The organism is Streptomyces luomodiensis (assembly GCF_031679605.1).
Classification (GTDB): Bacteria; Actinomycetota; Actinomycetes; order Streptomycetales; family Streptomycetaceae; genus Streptomyces; species Streptomyces luomodiensis.
Genome location: NZ_CP117522.1, coordinates 533370 through 552420 on the forward strand (window position 1 = coordinate 533370; position 19051 = coordinate 552420).

A 19051-nucleotide genomic window follows, 5' to 3' on the forward strand; every position below is an offset into this window, starting at 1 on the left:
CCGGGTTCCTCCGACATGGGACAGGACCACGGCACCGTCACCGACACGGCGGAGGAAACCGCGAGGTTCTCGACATGAGCCGGGGTCATCGCGGCGGAAACCGACGCGCACGGCCGGGTGGCACCGCGCGCTACCGCAGGGCGGTGGCGTTCGCGGGTGAGCCGACTCCCCCGGTCAGGTTCAGGGGCTTGACGGTGAGGAGGCTGTCCCAGCGGCCGGTGGTACGGCAGTCCAGGGCGAGGGCGGTGAGGTTCCACAGTTCGCCGAGCGGCAGGCCCAGTTTGGCGATCAGCTCCTGGTGCATCATCCCGTCGTCCTCGGGCGCGCTGCGGCGGAAGTCGCTGGTGTCCAGCACGGGGAGGACCTCGACGGCGAAGGTGTCGGTGGCCATCAGGGCGATGCGGTGGTCCCAGCACCAGGCGGCGAAGGCACGGCTCTGGGCGAAGCCGGTGGCACGCCGCTGTGCGCGGACCTCGGCGCGTTCCTCGGGGGTCGTGGTGAGGTACCAGGCCGCCCAGCCGGTGTGGACGAGGACGAGATCTCCGGGTTCGACGCCACAGCCCTGTTCCTTCAGGGCGTCGTCGAGGAGGTCGGTGGTGAGGGCGGGGCCGTCGGCATGGCGGACAGGTGTGCCGCGGTCGCGGAGCAGACCGTCGATGTCGATGAGGAGACCGCGGCCGACGAGGGGCACTTCGGCCCACAGCTGGACACCCAGGCGGGGGCTGCGGGGGGCGATCTCGTCGTCGGGTACGCCGTTGTAGAAGCCGTGTCCGGAGGCGCGGCGGTGGCGCAGTCCGTCGATCTGAGTGCCCGCCTGGAGGTGGAAGTTGTCCAGGACGTCGTCGCGGGCCTGGTCGTGCTTGGCGGTGATGCGGTGGTGGGGGATGCCGCGGGCCTTGGACATGGGCGGGTCGAAGGCGTCGAGCGGGTAGTCCAGGTTGAAGGCGTGCCCCTCGACGACGGTGGCGGCCGCGCGGCGGATCTGCTGGGGGCCGGCGAAGTTGGCCATGCCGCGTTCGGGGTGGTCGGTGAAGAGGTGCCAGCTGGATCCGGGGGGAGCGTCGGTGCGTTCGGTGAGCTGTCGATGGGTGGGCAGTGACACGTGGGTGGCTCCTGTCAGGGGCAGCGGGCGGCGATCGCGTCGGCTGCCCGGCACACTTCGCCGATGAGGCGGGTGTGGTCGGTTTCGGTGAGTTCGCTGCTGGGTCCGGCGATGCTGAGCGCGCCGAGGACGTCCTCGGCGTGGCGGATGGGAGCGCTGACGGCGGTGACGTTCACCGCGCGTTCGCTCAGGGACAGGGCGTAGCCCGCCTTCCTGACCTGGTCGAGGTCGGCGGCCAGGTCCTCGGCGGTGACGTGCTCGCCGGAGACCCGGGTGAAGGGCGCGGACTGTTCGATGAGCGAGTGGAGCTCGGCGTCGGGCAGCCAGGCGGCCAGGGCCTTCCCGGCGCCCAGGTACAGGGGGAGCTTCTCGCCGATGGGCAGCTGGTAGCGCAGCGGGTTGCGGCCCTGGACGCGTGCGATGAGCACGCGGAAGTGTCCGACGCGTACGTACAGGCTGGCCGTCAGGCTGGTGGTGGCGGCCAGTTCCTGGAGAACGGGGAGGGCGACCTGGCTGAGACGGTTGTTGACCAGGAAGGCGTGGGCGGTGGCGACGGCGGCGGGGCCGGCGACGTAGCCGGTCTCCTCCTTGGCGGCGTAGCCGCGCTCGATGAGCACGTTGAGGATGCGCTGGGCGGTGGCCACGTGCAGTTCCGCGCGGCGGGCGACCTCGCTCAGGCGCAGGGGCTGCCGGGTGTCCTCGAGGACGCCCAGGACATCGAAGGCCCGGTCGAGGGAACGCATGGCGGAGGAGGGGGTGGTGGCCATTGAAGGGCTCCTGGATGGTCGGCTCGGCACACGGCGGTCCCGATAAGACTTATCACCATGCGAGCGGAGTGTGGATCGCACACGATCCACCCAGGGAGCGGCTGTCTCATTCCGGCTGGGTCACCGCGGCGGCCCGCTCGGGCGAGCGGTCGTCGGTGGCGGCGTCGGCGTTCTCCCGTGGGTCGGTGTCCCGCCGGTAGGAGAGGGCGAAGGAGAGGATGCCGCAGATGCTCGCGACGACGCAGGTGGGCGGTTGGGCGCTGGTTTCCACCTCCGCCACCCACTGGGCGTCGCCGAGCAGGATGCCGATGGCCTGGCCGAGGACGATGATGACGCCGCCGAGCAGGAAGACGATGACGCTGAGGCGGAAGAGCGGTTGCAGCAGACGGTGAGCCATGGTGGGTCCTTGACGTTCAGACGGGCAGGACGCCGGTGGCCACCGCGGCGCCGATGAGCAGGATGGGAACGCAGTAGTACGCGGCCAGCGGTACGAACGTGCGGGCCGGGTCGATGCCGGCGATGCCGCTGGCGACGTAGATGGGGGCACCGGACGGGGGCGAGGCGCCCTCGGTCGAGGCGAAGATGAGGACCGCGACGCAGGCCGTGGCCGGCGGCACCCCGGCCCCGACGAGGGAGGAGACCGCCACCGGGCCGATGGCCGCCATGGTGGCGCTGGCGGTGAGCGGGATGGCGACGCCGACCACGAGGACACCCACGATCAGCGCCATGGCCCACAGGGGAGCGTCCACCCCGGCCAGCAGATCGGTCAGCTGCTGCGGCAGTCCGAGTTCGCCCAGCACGTTGGAGGCGGAGAAGGCGGCGACGATGGTGACGCCGATCACTCCGAACTGGGGTGCCGCATGGCCCAGCACCCGCCACCACTCGGGGCCCGAGCGCGGAAGGTGACGCCGGCCCAGGATCAGGACCGTGGCGATCAGCAGGACGGGGATCCAGGTGATCAGGCTGATGGCGTCCGACATCCTGGCGCCGACCCAGTCGCCGAGGGCGCCGCCCGAGGGGCCCCGCGTCAGCAGCAGCGGCACCACGATCGCGGCGAACAGGAACAGACTCGTCCAGCCCGCGCTCAGGCTGGTGCGCAGGGGCAGCAGGTCGGCGCGGTCCATGGACTGGATCTTGTGACGGCGCACCATGACGAAGGCGGCCAGCATGCGATAGCCCAGACACCACAGGCCGCCCAGGAACAGGGGGAGCACGATGTCGTCGGTGGTCGCCATGGACGCCACACCGGCCGAGCCCATGAGGATGAACATGGTGGAGCTGAAGGGGAAGGTCACGCCCATGCCCGCGCCGCCGGCGGCGACGGTGGCCGCGAGCTCGCCACTCACCTTCGAGCGTTTCATCCAGGGGATCGTCACGGATCCGACGGCCGCGGTCACCGCCGCCCCGACATGGGCGATGGCGCCGAAGATGCCCGCGGCGATGGTGGAGGTGTAGACGGGGCCGCCCCGTACCCGGCCCAGCAGGGAGTTCAGGATCGCCAGCAGCTGGTCCAGCACCGGTGTGCGGGAGAGCAGATAGCTCATGAACACGAAGGCCAGGGCGGCGAAGGTGACTTCCTCCTGCATGGCCTCGACGAGCCCGTGCCACATGACGTGTCCGATGTCGCGCCCGGCGAACAGGCCGGTGACCAGGAATCCGACGAGCAGCGCCTCGCCGATGTTGCGCTTGAGGACGGCGTTCCACACGATGATGGCCATCACATAGCAGGCCAGGGCCCATACGGCGATCACGACGCGTCTCCTGGCGTGGCGGTGGCAGTGGCGAGGGTGGTGGCAGTGGCGGTGGCGGTGGCCGCGGCGCGGATGCCGGCGCGCCGACGCGCTTCCTCGGCCTCCACCTCGCGCGCGGCGGCCAGGACGGACGCGGCGCGGTCGGCCGGGACGACCGCGACGCCGTCGCCGTCTCCCACCACCAGGTCTCCCGGTTGGCAGACCACCCCGCCCACGGCGACCGGCACCCCGACGCGGCCGGGCCCGAACTTGTAGGGGCCGGCCGGGGTCACCGCCCGCGCCCACACGGGGAAGCCCATCTCGGCCAGGACCTCGACATCGCGAGCGGCTCCGTCCAGCACCATGCCCACCACGCCTCTGGCTCGGGCGCGCTCCGCGATCAGCTCTCCGATCAGCGCGCGGGATACGTCGCCCTCCCCATTGACCACAATGATGTCACCCGGTTCGGCGATCTTTACGGCCTGGTGAATCGCCTGGTTGTCCCCCGCCCGGGTCCACACCGTCACAGCGCGGCCAACGGCGCGCGCACCGGGCCACAGGGCGCTGATACCGGAGTCCAGCAGCCCCAGCCGCTCGGTGGCATCGCCGATGTTCGCCGTCGGCAGCCCCTGGTAGGCCGCCAGCACCGCAGGCGTCAGCCGGGTGGTGTCCCGCAGCCCCTCGGGGCGGCCGGTGAGCGTGTGCAGCCGGCTGACGGCGCGGGCCAGCCCGGGGTCGAGGCCGAGTTCCCGCAGGAGGTCCGCGGCCGCCGCCACCTCGCGCGCCCGGCGGTCGGCGTGCTTGTACGTTCCCCGGTACAGGCGCTCCAGTGTGGCCTCGCCGCCGGTGAGCTCCGCCGCGATCTGCCCGCGGACCCACCGTTCGTCGCCGGCCGCCCGCCCCGCGTCGACAGCCTCCACGATGACCGCGGCCACCCCCTTCATGAACAGGCTGCGCAGCAGCTTGCGCGCCGAGGCGGCCCCGGGTTCGGCGCCCAGGTCCTCCACCGGTGCCTGGAGGGCACCGAAGTGGCCGACGACCGCCGGGGCTCCGGGGCCACTGGCCAGCAGAGCGGTCCGGTGGCGGTACTTCGGCACCGAGCCGATCACCGACACGTCCGAAAACAGCGCCCGGGAGGATGCGGCGATCACATCAGCGATCTTCCTCTTCAGCTCCGGCGCCCCGGCGTTCATGTCCGCATAGACGGTCGCGTCCGGCAGGTACGGAGCGGCCTCCTCCGCCACGGCCAGCGCCGCCTTCGCACCGGTCAGGCTGAGCACCAGGTCACAGCCCTGAACGGCGTCAGCCGGCGAGGCCGCCCGCGCGACACCCGCCGGGGTGGGCACATCGCCCGGATCGAAGCCGGCCACCTGCCAGCCGTGTTCCGAAAAACCCGTCGCATACAGGGCCCCGGCCTCGCCCAGGCCCAGAATTCCGACCTTCATCACACCTACGCTTTCTCATACAGTGATAGCTTCTCTCATTGAGTGCGTGAGGATGTTGCTCTGCCGTTACGCGGACGTCAAGAGCTGACGAATGATCGATCAAAATCGGCCAGGGAGCAGGGGGCTGCCGGGCCCTTCGGCCCGGTCGCCGCCGACGGTGGCCGGTCAGGCACGCGGGCGCCATCACGCTGTTCACCGCAACCAGGGCATCATCACAACAAGGCAGCACCACACCAGCAGCGGCACCCGCCTGAGGAGGGCACATGCGAGTCAAGGGCTTACTGCACTACGGCATTGAGGTTCCGTCACTGGACGTCGGCGAGAGCTTCTACGCCGCCTTCGGGCTGGAGACCTCGGAGCGCGGCAACACGGTCGTGGTGCGCTGCGAAGGCCGTGACCTGGACCAGACGGTGCTGACCGAGGGTCCGGTCAAGCGCCTGCACCACATCGCCTTCGCCGTGGAGCCGCATTCACTCCAGGAATGGCAGCGTCATCTGGAGGGGCTGGGAGTGCCACTCGTGGATGCCCCGAAGGAGCTGGAAGGCGGCCTGTGGCTACGCGACCACGAAGGCAATCTCGTGAACCTGCGGGAGGACGAGCCGGCCCCCTGGCGCGACTTCGGCACGACGGATGCGCAGGAGGTCAACTTCGGCGACCGGGTCCGGCGCGTCGACCAGGCCCGCTGGCTCACCGCCGAGGAGAAGCCACGCCCACGGCGGCTCGGCCACATGCTGATCTTCAGCACCGATCTGGCCGCTTCCGAGCGGTTCTACGGCCATGTCCTCGGCCTGCGTACCTCCGACCGCGTCCGCTCCATGGCCACCTTCATGAACTCCGGCCCCGGCGACCACCATGTCTTCGGCTTCGTCCCCGGCACCCATCCCGGCCTGCACCACTCCAGCTGGGAGGTGGCGGACATCGATCAGATCGCCATGGGCGCCCGGAGCATGGCCGAGGCCGGTCACGCCGACGGCTGGGGGCTGGGCCGGCACACCTTGGGGTCGAACTTCTTCCACTACATCAAGGACCCATGGGGCAGCTGGATCGAGTACTCCAGCGACATGGACCGCATCACCGAGAACTGGCAGGCGAACGACTGGGACTGCCCGCCGGCGGTGTGGAGCCCGCGGATGCCCGCCGACTTCATCGTCAACCACGAGGAGCAGCCCACCTGAGGGCGACGTCGAGGACGCCGGGCCCGCGCTACGAGCCCGGCGAGACGTACCGGCCGTCGACCCGTAGCGAGGTCACCCCGCTGATGTGCCGGGCACCGCAACGGTCCTGCGGGACCACGAGCTGCGGGCCGTGCGGATCGAGCGGCGTGTCGTCGATACGGGTCGCCAGCAACACCGGGGCGTTCCCGAAGTCGGGGTCGATCTCGGCCCAACTCAGCACCGTGTGATGGCCGTCGCCGCCGGTTACGGCGATGAGGAAACGCAGTCTGTCCTTGCGTCGTGCGGGATCGAAGGAGGGCCCCGCCGTATGCAGCACGTCATAGAGGAGCGGTCCCTCGAACCGGTGGTGCCGCACACCGCTGGTCGCGCACTCGAAGCTGACCTGTGCCCGCCGCAGGGGCAGGGCGCACAGATCAGCCACGGCCAGGCAGGCGGGGCGGAGGACATCGCCGCTCACGGTGAAGCGGGCGGGCGGCGCGATCGCAGAAGTCGGGCTCACGGGCTTCCACCTCCCCGATGACCGTACCCGCACTTCTCGCCCGGGGAAACGCACATGCCAAGAGATCCCGGACCTCAGCTCGGATATGCGAGGCTTTTTCGCCTGTCACGCTCGCATCCGCGCGAAGTGCTCACAGCTTCTGGAAGGGGTCGTGCTCGGCGAGCAGTTTCTCCACCCGCGCCTGATCGACCCGGCTGACGATCTGTCCGGCCTCCTGCCGGTCCCGGATCACCTTGGCCAGGGTGAAGGCGGAAGTCACCAGGTAGAGCACGGCGATGGCCAGGAAGCCGCGCACCCAGGCGTCGGCGTTCAGCCGGAAGATGCCGATGGCGGTGGCCACCATGGCGACGGCGAAGGAGGCGACCGCCTGACCGTAGAACGCGGCCGTACTCTGCTGCTTGACCGGTGTCTCACTCATGCGGACAAGAGTGTGCGGGCCCGATCGGCCGCACATCCGTCCGGATACTCAGTTACGTACTCAGAACAGGCGTAACGTGATCGCCTCCGGACCGGAGCCCGGACGGGTGGCGGGCCGGCCTCCCAGCGCTTCGCTGGGCCGTCCGGTACAGCTTCCCTCCCCCTTACGAGTCACCTGTGTCCACGACCGGTGTCCGAGGGGCGGGCGAAGGGGCACCTCGTTCCCGTAACACGACGACGGGACCGCGCGGCTCCGCCGAGGAAGCCGAGAAAGGAATGCCCCGGTGAAAACCGTCAAGGGCGCCACCGACCATGTGGTGGTCATCGGCGCCGGGCTGTCCGGACTCGCCGCCGCCCTGCATCTGCTCGGTGCCGGACGCCGGGTCACCGTCGTGGAGCGCGCCGCGGTCCCCGGCGGCCGGGCCGGACTCCTGGAGCGCGGCGGGTACCGCATGGACACCGGACCCACCGTGCTGACCATGCCTCACCTCGCCGACGAGGCCCTGGCCGCCGTCGGGGACTCCCTCGCGGCACGGCTGGAGCTGAACGCCCTGCACCCCGCCTATCGCGCGGAGTTCGCCGACGGCAGCCGGCTCGATGTCCACACCGCGGCCGAGGCGATGGAGTCCGAGATCCACCGTTTCGCCGGGGCGCGGGAGGCCCTCGGCTACCGGCGGCTGCGGACGTGGCTGACCGACCTCTACACCGCCCAGATGCGGCGCTTCATCGACACCAACTTCGACTCGCCGTTCCAGCTGCTGCACCCCGACCTCGCCCGGCTGGCGGCCCTGGGCGGCTTCGGACGGCTCGACAGGCGGATCGGCCGGTTCCTGACGGACGAACGGCTGCGCCGGGTGTTCTCCTTCCAAGCCCTGTACGCCGGGCTGCCGCCCGCCAGGGCGCTGGCCGCCTATGCCGTGATCGCCTACATGGACACCGTCGCCGGGGTGTACTTCCCGAGCGGCGGTATGCACGCCCTGCCCCGGGCCATGGCCGACTCCGCCGCCGAGGCGGGCGCCGACTTCCGCTGGCACACCACGGTGACCCGGCTGGAACGGTCCCTGGACCGGATCACCGCCGTGCACACCGCGGACGGTGAGCGCATCGGCTGTGACGCCGTCGTCCTCACCCCCGACCTGCCGGTCGTGCACCGGCTCCTCGGGCGCACCCCGCGGCGCGCCCTCCCCCTGCGGCACGCGCCGTCCGCCGTGGTCCTGCACCTGGGCACCGACCGCACCTGGAGCCGGCTGGCCCATCACACGATCTCCTTCGGTGCCGCCTGGCGGAACACCTTCCGGGAGATCATCCGCGATGGCACGGTCATGAGCGACCCCTCGCTGCTGATCACCCGGCCCACCACGCACGATCCCTCCCTGGCCCCTCCGGGACGGCATCTGCATTACGTCCTCGCGCCATGCCCCAACACTGACACCGGCCCCGGCACCCGCCAGTGGGCGGACCTGGGACCGCGCTACCGCGACCGGCTGATCGCCGAACTCGAACGCCGGGGCCTGACCGGCCTCGGCACCGCCATCGAGGAAGAGTGCCTGGTGACGCCCGCCGACTGGGCACGCCACCGGCACGCGGCCGGCACCCCCTTCTCCGCCGCGCACACCTTCGCCCAGACCGGCCCCTTCCGCCCCCGCAACCTGGTGCGCGGTCTGGACAACGCCGTACTCGCCGGCTGCGGCACCACCCCCGGGGTCGGCGTCCCCACCGTCCTGATCTCCGGCAAGCTGGCCGCGGCCCGGATCACCGGTGTCCACCGCCCGTCACCGCTGTTCGCGTCGGCCGGCCCCACCACCGCTCCCGCCCGGCCGCGCTCCCCCGAGGGCGCCGTCCCATGACCCGGTATCCGGTCCGCTCCAGGGCACGGACAGCACCGCTCGTGGCGGAGCGGGAGCTCGACGCGGCGGGTATCACCGAGCCCGCCCTGCGGGACGCCTACCAGCGGTGCCGACGCCTCAACGCCCGCCACGGCAAGACGTACTTCCTCGCCACCCGGCTGCTCCCGCCGGCCAGGCGTCCCGCCGTGCACGCCCTGTACGGCTTCGCCCGCTGGGCCGACGACATCGTCGACGACCAGGGCTCCGCCGTGGCCCCCGACGTCCGCGCGCGGGCGCTGCGCACCCTGTGGAACCGGCTGGAGGACGGGCTGCGCGACGGCGGCAGCCACGACGAGCCGGTGGTCCGGGCCCTGGCGCACACCGCCGCCGTCCACGGCATCGACCACCGGCACTTCCACGACTTCATGGTCTCCATGCACCGCGATCTGACGGTCACCGAATACGCCGACTACGACGCGCTGATGACATACATGCACGGCTCCGCCGCCGCCATCGGACTCCAGATGCTGCCCGTCCTCGGTACGGTCGTGCCGCGCGAGGTGGCCGCGCCGCACGCCGCCGCGCTCGGTGTCGCCTTCCAGCTGACCAACTTCCTGCGCGACGTGGGCGAGGACCTCGACCGGGGACGGGTGTATCTGCCGGCCGACCTGCTCGCGGCGCACGGCGTCGACCGGGAGCTGCTGCGGTGGAGCCGGGACACCGGCGTCCGCGACCCGCGGATCCGGGCGGCCCTGGCGGCCGTCGCCGACCTCACCCGTGGCGTCTACCAGGAGGCGGCGCCCGGCTTGGCCATGCTCGACCCACTGGCCCGGCCGTGCATCCGGACCGCCTTCGTGCTCTACGGGGGCATCCTCGACGCCATCACGGCCGATGACTACCCGGTACTGCACCACAGGGCCGTCGTGCCGCGCCGCCGCCGGGCGGCCGTCGCCTTCGACGGCCTGGGCCGGGTGGCCGCGGCCCGGCTGCGCGCGAGGGCCGGTCGGCGTGGCATGCGGCCCGCGCCGGGCCCGGAGGCCGTGCCGGTGCGGGGAGGCACGGCGTGACCGGCGGCGCGCGGGAACGGGACCGGTGGCATCCGCCGCTGCAGCTGCGTCGTGGCTCCGCACGCTGGGAGGATCAGCGGCCGACCTGGCGTGACGCGAAACCCGGGGTCATCGCGGAGGCGCTCGGACGGGCCATCGCCCGTCCGAGCGGCAACTGGTACGTGGTCGGGGCCGGCCGCGACCTGGCCGGCCCGGGTCCGGTGGGGCGCACGGTGGCCGGCGCCGAGGTCGTGCTCTGGCGCGGCTCCGACGGGCGGCGGCGGGCGGGCCCCGGCGTCTGTCCCCATCTGGGCGCCCCGCTGCGCGGCGGCTCGGTGCGGTGCTCCACGCTGATCTGCCACTGGCACGGACTCGCCCTGGACGGCTCGCCGTTCGCGGGCTGGGAACCGTATCCCGTGCACGACGACGGGGTGCTCGTGTGGGTGCGACTGGACGCGGTGGGGGGCGAGGAGCCCCTGGAGCGGCCCGTGGTGCCGGACCGGCCCGCCCCGAAGCGCTCGCTGACCGCGGTGCACACGGCTGTGGGCCGCTGCGAACCGCAGGACGTGGTGGCCAACCGGCTCGACCCCTGGCACGGCGGCTGGTTCCATCCGTACTCCTTCACCGATCTGACGGTGGTGCGCACTCCCGGAGACAGAGACGGGTCCGAGTCCGGGTCCGGCGACGACGGCTTCGCGGTGGACGTGTCCTTCAAGGTCGCGGGGCGGGCCGTGGTGCCGGTGCGCGCCGTGTTCACCGCGCCCGAGCCCCGTACCGTCGTCATGCGCATCGCCGACGGCGAGGGAGCCGGATCGGTGGTGGAGACCCACGCCACCCCCGTGACACCGGCGGCCGGTGGCCCGCCGCGCACCGCCGTCGTGGAGGCGGTCGTCGCCACCTCGGACCGGCCCGGTTTCGCCCTGGCCCGTGCGTCGGCGCCGCTGCTACGGCCCCTGATGCGGGCCGCGGCGCGCCGGCTGTGGCGGGACGACCTGGCGTACGCCGAGCGCCGGTGGCGGCTACGCCACGACGGCCGCTTCCCCGGCTGACAGCTGCCCCCGCGCTTGCCCGCGCCGGCGCCGATGCCGATGCCCGTGCCGGTGCCCATGCCCGTGTCGGTGCTTGGTGCCATGCCCGGTGCCAGCGCCCGTGTCGGTGCCCAACGTCCGGTGCGGTGCCCGGCGCCCGGTGCCCATGCCGACGCCCGTGCCAGCGCCCGTGCCGATGCCCCTGCCCATGCCCATGCCCGTGCCGGTGCTTGGTGTCCAGTGCCGGCGCCCGTGCCAGCGCCCGTGCCGGTGCCGATGCCCATGCCGGGGCCCGTGTCGGGGCCCAACGTCCGGTGCGGTGCCCGGTGCCCATGCCGACGCCCGTGCCCGTGCCCGTGCCGATGCCCCTGCCCATGCCCATGCCCGTGCCGGTGCTTGGTGTCCAGTGCCGGCGCCCGTGCCAGCGCCCGTGCCGGTGCCGATGCCCGTGCCGGCGCCCGTGTCAGGGCTCGGTGCCATACCTGGTGTCCGCGCCCGTGCCCATGCCCGGCGCCCGTGTCGCTGCCGATGCCCGTGCCCATGCCCGTGTCGGTGCCCGTGCTCGTGCCCGGTGCCGGGGCCCGTGCCGGAGCTCGGTGCCGGTGCCCGTGCTCGCACCCGGTGTCAGCGTCCGTGCCGGGGCCCGGTGCCCGGTGCCGGCGCCCGTGCCAGCGCCCGTGCTCGTGCCCGGCGCCGGTGACCGGCGCCCGTGCCGGCGCCCGGTGCCCGTGTCCCCCTCTCAGTGGTCGGTGGGCCGCGTCAGGTCATGGCCGCTCAGCCGGGACAGGGCGCGCAACGGCGTCGACCGTCCCCGTGTGGGTACCGTCCACAGTGTCTGGCCGTGCACCCCCCACCGCTCCAGCAGGGCGTTCGCCGCCTGGAAGCCGGTCGTCGCGGCCCGTTCCATGAGCGCTACCGGAAGATCGGTGCGCACATGGTCGCCGGCCAGCACGACGGCCGGGTCCGGGGTGCGCACGGACGGCCGGTCGCGGAAGCCGCCCACCGGGAACAACGGGCAGTCGTCGTGCCACTCGTGGCGTGCGTCGATCAGCCGGGCGTCCCGTGTCTCGGGGTAGACGCGGCGCAGCCGGTCGACGAGCAGCTCCTGCTGTACGGCCCGGTCCGCCCCCGGCGAGACGGCGTAGGCGTGCAGCTCCACCACGGATCCGCGGGTGCGGGCCGCCCAGCGGGCCGCTTCGCCCTCCCACCGTTCCAGCACGCTGACGTTGTCCAGCGGTCCGAGGCCGCTGGTGCCCAGGAAGCCGGGGCGGTGCGCGGCGACCGGCCGGTCCAGCCAGAGCCGGGAGACCAGGAAGGGGGGCGCGGTGCGCAGCCGTCCGATACGGGTGCGCCACTCCTCGTCACCCAGGTGCGGCGAGTCAGCGACCAGCCGCCGCAGCCCTGCCGCGTCCAGCGCCAGCACCACCGCCGCGTACCGCTCGTCCCGCCCCGTGGCCCCGAGGAGTTCGATCCCACCGCCCGCCACGGGCCGTACGGCGGCCACGGGGGCCGAGGTGCGGATGTCCACGCCGTGTCCGCGCAGATAGCCGGCCAGTGGCTGCCACAGGGCCCGCGGGTAGGGTTCGCCGGGGACGTCGAAGAGCAGGCCCTCGCTCGATCCCAGGAAGTAGATGTGGAACATCAGCGCCAGTTCGGCGGCGGACAACTCGCCCGGGTCGGCGAAGAAACTGCGCGAGAACACCTCGAACGCCAGGTGCTGGGCGGCCGGGGGAAACCCGATGGCGTCGAGGAACTCCCGGGCGCTGGTCCCGTCCAGGCGCTCGTACACCTCCGGCATCCGCACATCGAGCAAGGGCAGCGCGGCCCGGACGCGCATCCGGGCCAGATCGGCCCAGCCGAAGGACGGGCTGAGCGCGACGAAGCCGAGGGCGCTCAACGGCGGGGTGCGGGGGACGTGCGCGAAGCTGTCCCGCAGTCCGCTGCCGTGCCACAGCGGATAGTCGGGCAGCGGGGTGAGGGTGGCCAAGGTGGGATCGGCCCGCCGGAGCAGCCCTCGCAGGTTGTAGTACTGCCGGAAGAAGGCGTGGAATCCGCGGCTCATGGTGGCGCGGGAGCCGTCGGCCAGCTCCACCGGCCACCCGGCGAGCCGTCCGCCGAGCCACGGAGCCCGCTCGAACAGGGTGACCCGGACTCCGCGCTCGGCCAGTGCCGTGGCCGCCGCCAGTCCCGCGATGCCGCCGCCCACCACCGCCACGCCGGGCGGCTCCCCCGTGACCCGGGCCGCTCCGGGGGCCGCCGGGAGCCGCCGCGCCCGCCGGTCCCTGCCCCGGCGGGGCACCGCCGCTCCGCCCGCGCGCCCGCCCGTCACCCGGCCGCCCCTCCCCCGGTCCGCCGCGTGTGTACGGCTGTCTCGGGAGCGCGGCCGACGACCGTGTGCACGATGCCGGTCTGCCAGCCGGGCATCGGGGCGCTGCGTACCTGGTCGAAACCGGCGCGGCGCATCCGGGCCGCGAAGGCGTCCACGGTGTCGAACTCCGCGACGCTGCGCCCCAGATGGCGGTAGAGCCCGCCGTCGCCCATGAGCGTGCCGAGGGGCAGCACGACCGCCCGGTGCACCACCGTCCAGACGAGGCGGGCCGACGGCCCGCCGCTCAGTGTGTACTCGTGGACGGCGAGCCGCCCGCCGGGCCGCAGCAGGGTCCGCACCGCCGCCAGCACGGCGTCCGGGTCCCCGACGTTGCGGAAGAGGTACGCGGCGAAGGCGGCGTCGTAGTGGCCGCCGAGCCCCGCTTCGGCGATCCGCTCCACGGGTGCGTGCACGAACCGCACGTTCGGTGGCCAGCGTTTGGCCAGCGCGTGTGCCAGCATGCCCGCCGAGGCGTCCACGGCCGTGATGGCGGCCAGCGGCGCGGCGCGCAGCAGCGCCGCCGTCGAGGCACCGGTGCCGCAGCCGAGGTCGAGCAGCCGCAGCCGTGCCCCGTCCCCGGGGAGCCGCAGTCTGCGCGCGGAACGCCGCAGATGGGCGTGGTAGCCGGGGTTCACGGCCACCAGACGGTCGTAGCGGCGGGCCGCGTGGTCGAACGCGGCCGACAGCTCCTCGCCGCACAGCGGCTCGGCGTGGCGTGACCCGGCGGGGTCGGGTGGCGGGGTCCCGGCAGGGCCGGGTGATAGTGACCCGACCGGGCCGGGTGACGGTGACCCGGTGGGGTCTGATGACGGTGACCCGGCCGGGCCGGGTGGCCGTGTCCCGGCAGGGCCGGGTAGCGGTGACCCGGCCGGGCCGGGTGGCCGTGTCCCGACCGGGCCGGGTGACGGTGACCCGGTGGGGTCTGATGACGGTGACCCGGCAGGGCCGGGTGGCCGTGTCCCGGCAGGGCCGGGTAGCGGGGTCCCGGCAGGGCCGGGTGATAGTGACCCGACCGGGCCGGGTGACGGTGACCCGGTGGGGTCTGATGACGGTGACCCGGCAGGGCCGGGTGGCCGTGTCCCGGCAGGGCCGGGTAGCGGGGTCCCGGCAGGGTCGAGTGGCGGGGTCCCGGCCGGTGTCATGAACGCTCCCCTGCCGGGCCGGATACGGGCAGGGACACGGGGGCGGGGTACGCGCACCGGCCGTGTGCGCGGCGGGGCAACAGCGGCAGCTCGGCGGCGGTGCGCAGCATGGCCGGCACGGGGGTCCGCAGTCCGACGGCCAGATCCTCCAGGAGACCGGTGTCCCCGTCGAGGAAGCGCAGCAGCCGCTCGGCCGGGCAGCGGCGGAAGAGGCCGGTGAAGAACCGCGGCCCGTCGATCCTGCCCCGGTCCAGGGCGCGCAGAAGGACCGCGTCCATGGCCCGCGTCCGGGCGCTGTGGGCGGGCGGCGGCACCGGCACCCGGCCGGCGCGGCAGGCGTCGGCGATCGCGGCGGCCTGCCGGCGTACGGCGGTGAAGGTGTATCCGGTGGCGGGGCGCGTGGCCCCGCCCGCCGCGCCGATGCGGAAGACCGACGCGCCGGCCCGCCGGGGGAAGACGGCGTCGGTCATCGGGATCACGCCCTGTTCGGCGGCGACGACCCGGGCCGCGCCCACGCCGAGCACCTCCCGTGCGTAGTGGTCCAGGAGCCGGTCGTAGGCCGCACCGCCGAGGACACGGGGCGAGAACTCGGTGTACTCCACCAACGCCTCCCGCGCGCCCAGCGGAAGGACGTAACCGAACGACAGGCCACGGGCGGGCTGCGGGGTGCGGAAGTCCATGAGCTCGGCGGCTTCGGGGTCGAAGGAGGGGCGCTCGGTGCGCAGGAACCAGCCGCGGAAGTGCTGGAGCAGTACGGTCCGTGCGGGTGGCAGCCGGGGCGGCGGCCGGGAGTCGAAGACCCAGCGGGCCCGCAGCGTCAGCGGCGCGCCCCCGGCCGTGGTCCCGCGCACCTCGGCTCCGCCCCGGACGTCCCGTACCTCCGCGACCGTGGCCTCGACCCCGCGGAACACCGGCCGGCCGGCCAGCCGCTGCCGCAGCAGCGCCTCGAAACCGCGCGAGCGGATCATCTTGTAGCGCAGCGGGACGGGCCTGGCCTCCACCGTCGCCCCGCCGGGCGCCCGTACCCGCAGCCGCTCCCAGAAGCCGACCACGGCGTCGTCGTAGTCCCCTCCGGGCGGTTCCCAGAAGCACCAGGTGCGCTCGGCGGGGCGGGCCGGCCCCGGCGGCGCGGACACCAGGACGACGGACGGGCCGGGCCGGGCCCCGCCGGGACGGGTCAGCCGGTCGGCGAGCGAGAGCCCGGCGGCGCCCGCGCCGACCACGACGATGTCCGTGTCCGCCTCCCGCATGCCGGATGCCTCCCACGTCCTCCAGGGTTGCCGGGCCCGCTTCGCGGGACCACGGACCGTCCAGTGTTCCGCCCGGCGGGCGGCGCGGGTCGGTACGACGCGCGGGCATCATCACCGGCGGGCGGGGCCTGCTGTGACGGTTCCGCCGTACGGAAGGGCGACAGCGCCCGGACCGGGATTGACCTTGCGGCGTGCGTTGCGTTTTCTTTGGTCCATGGTGAACCGCACGCACCGTGAAGTCCGCTTGGCCGCCCGCCCCACCGGGCCGGTGACCGATGACCTCTTCGAGATCGTGGAAGTGCCGGTCCCCGAGCCGGGGCCGGGTCAGGTTCTCGTCCGCAACACCCACATGGGCGTCGCCGCCGTGATGCGCACCCTGATGGACGAGACCACGGATGTGCCGATGCCGTCCTTCGAGATCGGGGCGCCGCTGCACGGTCCGGCGATCGGCGAGGTGGTGGCCGCCCCCGGGACCGGCCTCGCCCCCGGCGACCTGGTGGAGCACCGGCTGGGCTGGCGCGAGTACGCACTGGTCGGCGCGGACGCGGCGCACCGCCTGGAGCCGGGCCTGATGTCCGACCCGGCCGCGTACCTCTCCCAGGGTCCCACCGCCCTGATGGGCATCGAGCGCGGCGCCGAAGTACGGCCCGGCGACACGGTGTTCGTCACCGGGGCTGCGGGCGGTGTGGGCTCCCTGGCGGGACAGATCGCCCGGCAGTTCGGCGCGGTCCGGGTCATCGGGAGCACCGGCTCGCGCCAGAAGGCCGACCGGCTGGTCAAGGAGCTGGGCTATGACGCGGTGGTCGTCCGTGGCGCGGGCCCCATCGAGGACCAACTGCGCGAGGCCGCTCCGGACGGCGTCGACGCGGTCTTCGACAACGTGGGCGGCGAGCAGCTGGTGGCCGCCCTGGCCGTCGCCAACCGGGGCGCCCGGATCGCCCTCGTGGGCGCCCTGGCCAGTCAGCTCTCGGCGGACGGCACGGCTGCCGCCAGGACGGAGCTGGACACGCTCTCGCTGCTCTCCCGTGGCATCACCCTGCGGGGTATCGCCCTCTACGACCACCTGGACCTGATCCCCCAGTGGAACCGGCGCTTCGCCGAGGGCCTGCGCGCGGGCACCCTCACCTTCCCGCACTCCCGGCTGCACGGTGTCGAGCAGGCACCCCGGGCGCTGCGCGAGCTGACCGAGGGACGCCATCTGGGTGCCGTCCTCGTGGAGCTGTGAAACGCGGTGATCAGCGTGTCGCGACGAGCCGGCGCCGGTACCGCACTCCCGGGCGTCCACCGACGACGGTGTATCCCACCACGGTGAATCCGTTACGGCCGAGCACGGTCCTGGAGGCCCTGTTGTCGAGGGTGGTGACCGCGGTGAGGGTGGACAGCCGGTAGGCCGTGGCGGCCAGGCGGCACACTTCCCGCACCGCAGCCGTCGCCACCCCCCGGCCCGCGGCGCGCTCGCCGATCCGGTAGCCGAGTTCGGCGTCCCCGTCGTCGACGTCCACCAGGTTGACCCGGCCGACCAGCTCTCCCTGGTCGTCCAGGACGAGGTGGAAGTGGCACACACCGGCGTCCTGTTCGGCGAGCCGGGCACGGTGGAAGGAGGCGAACTCGGCGAAGTACGCGTCCCCGCGGTCCGAGATTGTCCGGGCGAAGTACTCCCGGTTCTCACGCTCGAAGGCCAGCAGGGCGGGCGCGTGGTCGGCCCGGAGCCGTTCCAACGTCAACATGGTCGACAGCATACGAGGGCGAAGGCGCTGCGGGCCCGGTGAGCCGTCGGCCCGTTGTCCAGCCGACGCGCGGCCATCGTCCTGCCGCCTCCGGTGACGGCAGGACGACGGCCGCGGGTGCGGTCCACCGCGCACTCGCCGGTGCCGTCAGGAGGCGGGCCGCTCGCGGTACAGCACCAGATGCTCGTGGTAGAGCACACCGTCGCGGATGTCACCCGTGGCGGTGAAGCCGGTGTCGTCGACGTAGTCGAGGTGGCTGCCGGTGACGGTGTACCGACCGGTGTAGGCGCTGGCACGCGTGCCGCGCGCCTCGTCGTAGCGGCCGTCCGCACGCAACTCCTGGCGGATGTGACCGTCTGCGGTGACCCACATGCCGACGACGTCGATGTCCGGGCCGTGTGCCGAATGCGCGCTCATGGCAAACCTCTCGCTGGTGGGGTGATGTCCTGCCACGCCGAGTCTGGGCAGAGCCGCACCGGTCGGCCAGGGCGCCTCGTGCCTGGGTGCGGCACACCCAGGCACCCGGTCGCGGCGCCGCGTAGCCTGGCGGCATGGCTGACAACGACCTGGGAGAATTCCTGCGAAGCCGCAGGTCCGGCCTGCGGCCCGATGAGGTCGGCATGGCGAGCTACGGCACCCGCCGCGTCCCCGGGCTGCGCCGCGAGGAGGTCGCGGTGCTCGCCGGCGTCAACGCCGACTACTACACCCGCCTGGAGCAGGGCCGGGAGCGCCACCCCTCCGCCCAGGTGCTCGACGCGCTCAGCCGCGCGCTGCGGCTCGACGACGACGCGCGGGGACATCTGTACCGGCTCGCAGGCACGGCGCCCGGCGACCCCGCGCCCCGGGTGTCCGACCAGGTCAGCGCCGCGTTGCGGCAACTGCTGGACGGCTATCCGCACACCCCCGCCTTCGTGCTCAACCGGACCCTGGACATCCTCGCCGGCAACGCGCTCGCCGACGCCCTCTACTCGCCGTTCCGCCCCGCGGACAACCTGGCCCGCATGGCGTTCGCGGACCCCGCGGGCCGCACCTTCTACACGGACTGGAACAGGGCGGCCCAGGCCACCGTCGCGAATCTGCGCCACGCGGCCGGCTACGAACCGGACAACCCGCGCCTGCGTGAACTCGTGGACACCCTGACCCGGAGCAGCGCGGACTTCGCCCGTCTGTGGGACAGCCACACCGTGCGCGGCAAGACCCATGAGGCCAAGCGGTTCCTGCACCCCGACGTCGGTCCGCTCACCCTCGACTACCAGGCATTCGACGTGCGTGAGGCCCCGGGCCAGCAACTCGTCATCTACCACGCGGAGCCGGGCAGCAGCAGCGCGGAAGCCCTGCACCTGCTCGGCTCGATCCACGCGACACGCACCCGGCCCGCGCCACGCGGTGCGGACCGCTCCTGAACCCCGCTCGCGACCGTCCCGCCGCACCCCGTGGCCGGCGCGGGCCGGGCTGGGCGCGTGCCGGTGCGGCGTCAGCCGCTTGAGCATCTTCGGCTCCGCGTACGGCAGATGGCGGCAGATGGCAGG

The 19051-nt window shown here is 73.3% G+C and carries 18 protein-coding genes; 6 read left to right on the forward strand and 12 right to left on the reverse strand.

Going from position 1 to position 19051, the window contains the following annotated elements:
• Positions 1–130 precede the first annotated feature (130 nt).
• From PS467_RS02330 to PS467_RS02350, 5 genes are all read right to left on the reverse strand, one after another.
• Positions 131–1102 (reverse strand): cyclase family protein, encoded by a 972-nt coding sequence (locus PS467_RS02330; protein WP_311033730.1) that lies wholly within the window; start codon positions 1100–1102, stop codon positions 131–133.
• A 14-nt stretch (positions 1103–1116) separates the two neighbouring features.
• A complete protein-coding gene (locus PS467_RS02335) occupies positions 1117–1869 on the reverse strand; it encodes an IclR family transcriptional regulator (protein WP_311033731.1) in 753 nt (250 codons plus the stop codon).
• Between the two features lie 106 nt (positions 1870–1975).
• On the reverse strand, positions 1976–2266 hold the full coding sequence (locus PS467_RS02340; RefSeq protein ID WP_311033732.1) for a hypothetical protein: 291 nt from the start codon (positions 2264–2266) through the stop codon (positions 1976–1978).
• 16 nt (positions 2267–2282) lie between these two features.
• Entirely contained in the window at positions 2283–3620 is a 1338-nt protein-coding gene (locus tag PS467_RS02345) for a TRAP transporter large permease subunit (RefSeq protein WP_311033733.1), read from the reverse strand.
• Positions 3617–5044, reverse strand: a complete 1428-nt coding sequence (locus tag PS467_RS02350; RefSeq protein ID WP_311033734.1) for an RraA family protein — start codon at positions 5042–5044, stop codon at positions 3617–3619. Before PS467_RS02350 ends, PS467_RS02345 begins: the two co-directional genes overlap by 4 nt.
• Before the next feature lie 263 nt (positions 5045–5307).
• Between PS467_RS02350 and PS467_RS02355 the strand changes: the two genes are divergently transcribed.
• Positions 5308–6219, forward strand: a complete 912-nt coding sequence (locus PS467_RS02355; RefSeq protein ID WP_311033735.1) for a VOC family protein — start codon at positions 5308–5310, stop codon at positions 6217–6219.
• A gap of 28 nt (positions 6220–6247) precedes the next feature.
• Here PS467_RS02355 and PS467_RS02360 read toward each other — a convergent pair whose 3' ends face one another.
• Both PS467_RS02360 and PS467_RS02365 read right to left on the reverse strand, forming a co-directional pair.
• Positions 6248–6718 carry a molybdopterin-dependent oxidoreductase gene (locus PS467_RS02360; protein WP_311033736.1) on the reverse strand — a complete coding sequence of 157 codons (471 nt, stop codon included), beginning with the start codon at positions 6716–6718 and terminating at the stop codon, positions 6248–6250.
• Between the two features lie 130 nt (positions 6719–6848).
• Positions 6849–7136, reverse strand: coding sequence for a YiaA/YiaB family inner membrane protein (locus tag PS467_RS02365; protein ID WP_311033737.1), 288 nt, complete (start codon positions 7134–7136; stop codon positions 6849–6851).
• Between the two features lie 283 nt (positions 7137–7419).
• Here PS467_RS02365 and crtI point away from each other — a divergent pair, with 283 nt between their 5' ends.
• The 3 genes from crtI to PS467_RS02380 are packed head-to-tail and all read left to right on the forward strand — an operon-like array spanning position 7420 to position 11056.
• Complete coding sequence (crtI, locus tag PS467_RS02370) at positions 7420–8982, forward strand: phytoene desaturase family protein (RefSeq protein WP_311033738.1); 1563 nt, start codon at positions 7420–7422, stop codon at positions 8980–8982.
• A gap of 41 nt (positions 8983–9023) precedes the next feature.
• Positions 9024–10028: a phytoene/squalene synthase family protein gene (locus PS467_RS02375; protein ID WP_311039744.1), complete on the forward strand. Its 1005-nt coding sequence runs from the start codon at positions 9024–9026 to the stop codon at positions 10026–10028.
• A complete protein-coding gene (locus PS467_RS02380; RefSeq protein ID WP_311033739.1) occupies positions 10025–11056 on the forward strand; it encodes a DUF5914 domain-containing protein in 1032 nt (343 codons plus the stop codon). The genes PS467_RS02375 and PS467_RS02380 overlap by 4 nt, the downstream gene beginning before the upstream one ends.
• A gap of 718 nt (positions 11057–11774) precedes the next feature.
• Here the strand turns inward: PS467_RS02380 and PS467_RS02385 are convergent.
• From PS467_RS02385 to PS467_RS02395, 3 genes are all read right to left on the reverse strand, one after another.
• Positions 11775–13364, reverse strand: coding sequence for an FAD-dependent oxidoreductase (locus PS467_RS02385; protein ID WP_311033740.1), 1590 nt, complete (start codon positions 13362–13364; stop codon positions 11775–11777).
• Positions 13361–14044, reverse strand: a complete 684-nt coding sequence (locus tag PS467_RS02390; protein ID WP_432280526.1) for a methyltransferase — start codon at positions 14042–14044, stop codon at positions 13361–13363. The genes PS467_RS02385 and PS467_RS02390 overlap by 4 nt, the downstream gene beginning before the upstream one ends.
• Before the next feature lie 497 nt (positions 14045–14541).
• On the reverse strand, positions 14542–15795 hold the full coding sequence (locus PS467_RS02395) for a lycopene cyclase family protein (protein ID WP_311033741.1): 1254 nt from the start codon (positions 15793–15795) through the stop codon (positions 14542–14544).
• Positions 15796–16009: 214 nt separating this feature from the next.
• On the opposite strand from PS467_RS02395, the gene PS467_RS02400 reads away from it, so the two are divergent.
• A complete protein-coding gene (locus PS467_RS02400) occupies positions 16010–17020 on the forward strand; it encodes an MDR family NADP-dependent oxidoreductase (protein ID WP_311033742.1) in 1011 nt (336 codons plus the stop codon).
• A 10-nt stretch (positions 17021–17030) separates the two neighbouring features.
• On the opposite strand, the gene PS467_RS02405 is transcribed toward PS467_RS02400, so the two are convergent.
• Together PS467_RS02405 and PS467_RS02410 are read right to left on the reverse strand one after the other, a co-directional pair.
• Positions 17031–17522: a GNAT family N-acetyltransferase gene (locus tag PS467_RS02405; RefSeq protein ID WP_268969742.1), complete on the reverse strand. Its 492-nt coding sequence runs from the start codon at positions 17520–17522 to the stop codon at positions 17031–17033.
• 147 nt (positions 17523–17669) lie between these two features.
• On the reverse strand, positions 17670–17939 hold the full coding sequence (locus PS467_RS02410) for an Atu4866 domain-containing protein (RefSeq protein ID WP_311033743.1): 270 nt from the start codon (positions 17937–17939) through the stop codon (positions 17670–17672).
• A gap of 134 nt (positions 17940–18073) precedes the next feature.
• On the opposite strand from PS467_RS02410, the gene PS467_RS02415 reads away from it, so the two are divergent.
• Complete coding sequence (locus PS467_RS02415) at positions 18074–18925, forward strand: helix-turn-helix domain-containing protein (protein ID WP_311033744.1); 852 nt, start codon at positions 18074–18076, stop codon at positions 18923–18925.
• The last annotated feature ends 126 nt before the right edge of the window (positions 18926–19051 follow it).

Bases quoted from the DNA above. Each gene is read 5' to 3' on its own strand.
- PS467_RS02415 (WP_311033744.1), top strand. From the start codon at position 18,074: ATGGCTGACAACGACCTGGGAGAATTCCTGCGAAGCCGCAGGTCCGGC.
- PS467_RS02395 (WP_311033741.1), bottom strand. From the start codon at position 15,795: ATGCGGGAGGCGGACACGGACATCGTCGTGGTCGGCGCGGGCGCCGCC.
- PS467_RS02340 (WP_311033732.1), bottom strand. From the start codon at position 2,266: ATGGCTCACCGTCTGCTGCAACCGCTCTTCCGCCTCAGCGTCATCGTC.
- PS467_RS02350 (WP_311033734.1), bottom strand. From the start codon at position 5,044: ATGAAGGTCGGAATTCTGGGCCTGGGCGAGGCCGGGGCCCTGTATGCG.
- PS467_RS02355 (WP_311033735.1), top strand. From the start codon at position 5,308: ATGCGAGTCAAGGGCTTACTGCACTACGGCATTGAGGTTCCGTCACTG.
- PS467_RS02405 (WP_268969742.1), bottom strand. From the start codon at position 17,522: ATGTTGACGTTGGAACGGCTCCGGGCCGACCACGCGCCCGCCCTGCTG.
- PS467_RS02410 (WP_311033743.1), bottom strand. From the start codon at position 17,939: ATGAGCGCGCATTCGGCACACGGCCCGGACATCGACGTCGTCGGCATG.
- PS467_RS02365 (WP_311033737.1), bottom strand. From the start codon at position 7,136: ATGAGTGAGACACCGGTCAAGCAGCAGAGTACGGCCGCGTTCTACGGT.
- PS467_RS02400 (WP_311033742.1), top strand. From the start codon at position 16,010: ATGGTGAACCGCACGCACCGTGAAGTCCGCTTGGCCGCCCGCCCCACC.
- PS467_RS02335 (WP_311033731.1), bottom strand. From the start codon at position 1,869: ATGGCCACCACCCCCTCCTCCGCCATGCGTTCCCTCGACCGGGCCTTC.